General features: G+C 45.0%; 1 protein-coding gene and 1 pseudogene. Both read right to left on the bottom strand.

Going from position 1 to position 2,664, the window contains the following annotated elements; genetic code table 11:
• Positions 1-2,120: transglycosylase domain-containing protein (locus tag gpAD87_RS27750; RefSeq protein ID WP_064642083.1), on the bottom strand; the 2,120-nt coding region annotated here is incomplete at its 3' end.
• Positions 2,121-2,477: 357 nt separating this feature from the next.
• A pseudogene (locus tag gpAD87_RS27745) lies at positions 2,478-2,664 on the bottom strand (30S ribosomal protein S4); the annotation flags it as partial.

The following is a 2,664-nucleotide window of genomic DNA, read 5'->3' as shown; positions in this document are numbered from 1 at the left end:
CCGGATGGTTTCTTGAACGAATCGGTTACGAACATCTCTTTGTCTGTAGCGATGACTTGATTCATGATTTGCGTCCACAGCTGCTGTGCACGTTTCTTCTGTGATCTTGTCTCCAGCGTGTTTATAGGCTGTTTGTATCCAACCCATACACCCAATGTGACATCCGGCGTATAGCCTTCAAACCAGACATCCGCATAGTTTTGGGTTGAACCCGTTTTGCCTACGATAGGCACACTCTTGGAGTACTTGTAATTTTCACGAACTTTATCGGCTGTACCTTCCGTAATAACGGTGCGAAGCATATCTGTCATCAGGTATGCCGTCTGTTCTGAGAAAGCTTGAACAGGTTCTGCATCGTGTTTATATACGATATTCCCTTTTGAATCTACAATTTTGCTAATCATATAGGAATCATTGTACACACCATTGTTGGCAATGGCTCCATAGGCATTGGTAAGCTCTTCAACGGTAACACCGTACTGAAGTCCTCCAAGAACACCGGTCTGAGCTTGGTAATCAGCCGGCTGGATGGTGGTAATCCCCAGCTTCTTGGCAAAAGCCCATGATTTGTCGATACCAACTTCTTCGTTAAACAGCTTCAGCGCAGGCACATTCAGCGAGTAGTTGAGTGCTCTACGGGCAGTCACAAGTCCCTGGTAGCGATTGTTGGCATTTTTCGGAATATGGAATCCGGTCTGGCCGTCTTTCAGAATTATCGGTGAATCGTCAATAATGGAAGCCGGTTGAACAAGCCCTTCATCCAGTGCAGGTAGATAAGCGGCAATAGGTTTCATAGTTGAACCTGGCTGACGCACCATCTGAGTTGCATAGTTCATCTGCTCATCCTGGAAATTACGGCCTTCAATCATGCCGAGAATAGCTCCTGTTTTGTGATTGATCAACATGGCAGCAGTCTGTTCTTTTCCCTTCACGGGATCGTCAGCAGCGAAATTACTGTCATCTTCGGCAATGGTACGCATTGTTTTGTAGATACTTTTGTTGATAGTCGTGTAGATACGATATCCGCCTGTACGCAATTGCTGCTGAGCTTCTTCCAGCAGAGCACTGCTTTCTTTTTGCGGTGTATCGGTATCCGTATCCTTGGCTGTATCCGCATTGGCATCCGTGCCTTCAGCCTTAGCCGAATTCAGTTGCTTCATTAAAATCTGTGCAGCTTGTCGCTCTGTTTCCATCATAAGGTATGGATAAGTATTGTAAGCTTTGATGGTTTTGGGTGCGAGTGAACTCTTGATGTCAAAAGCAAGAGCTTCGTCATACTCGGACTGATTGATTTTGCCCAGTTCCAGCATACGGCGCAACACCAGATGCTGACGATTGATTGCACGCTCAAAATTGTCCTCAACAAAGTCGCCTTTTCCATTAAAGGCAGAGTAAGAGGAGGGGAGCTGAGGCAATCCGGCAAGATAAGCAGCCTGAGCTGTGTTTATTTTGCTCAAATCATTAATATTGAACAGTCCTTTGGCAGCTGCCTTGACTCCATATACATTATATCCACTGGAGCCGTTACCAAAAGGAACCTTGTTCAGATACGCTGTCATAATTTCGTCTTTGGTCAGGAAACGTTCGAGTCGGAGCGAAAGTAATATTTCTTTCACTTTCCGGTCTTCGGTACGATCCAGATTGAGGAATACACGCCGGGCCAATTGTTGAGTCAGTGTGCTACCGCCTGTTTGAACAGATTCTTTCAGCACTTTCTGTTTCACGGCACGGAGCGTTCCGCTCATGTCTACACCTTTATGTTCGTAAAAATGATTGTCTTCAATCGAAATGACTGCATCAATAACGTTCTGTGGGATCTGGTCAAAGGTGACCGGACGCCTGTCTTCTTCTGTTCGTAATTGACCGATCGGGCTGCCGTCGGCAAAGTAAGCAAAGCCTGTGATGGAGTTTTCGCTGACTTTTTGTTCAATCAGCGCCCTTGAACGGACGGGTTCGTCTTTCACAATGGAACTGACGTATCCCATTAGAGCACCGCCTACAAATAGTACCCCCATGAATCCAAGGACAACCATCCATTTGACGAAACTACCCAGTCTGCGGGCAAAACTGCGCTTGCGGGCAGGCTGTTCATCGGGCTTTTTCTTATTAACATCAACCATTCAGTGTCTTCCTCCTTTTAACAGCACTTATTATAGCATAAAAAGGCTGGTTTGCATGCCTGAGAAATACAAGCAATGGTCGAAAATTGCCATTCTTTCTTGGATTATGATATATATCATGCGGAATTGAATTACATATCATGAGAAGTCATGGAGAATTTCAATAAAACGTGGAAGTATTGAGCGTCCGAGTGTGGATGAAAATAGATGACTATGTATAGGAAGGAGGCCATATCCATGTAATAGGTGCAGGTAAGACCACTTTTTTTGCTCTTTTTTTCTCTCGAAATAAAAAAAACAGCTGCCGAGAAAATCTCGGACAGCTGTTTGGTCTGAAGCTTAATGAAATTCCAACGATTAACGGTTGTAGAACTCGACGATTTGTTTTTCGTCGATGTCTTGGGACAATTCCGAACGCTCAGGCAAACGGATAAATTTACCTTCCAGAGCAGTATCGTTGAATTCTACGTATGCCGGAAGATGCGAACGGTTTTCCAAAGCTTCCTTAACGGAAGAAAGACCGCGGCTTCTTTCACGCAGGCTG

Origin of the sequence: Paenibacillus sp. AD87, from assembly GCF_001659845.1 — a bacterium.
Lineage (GTDB): Bacteria > Bacillota > Bacilli > Paenibacillales > Paenibacillaceae > Paenibacillus > Paenibacillus marchantiae.
This window is presented reverse-complemented; position numbering and strand designations above follow the sequence as displayed.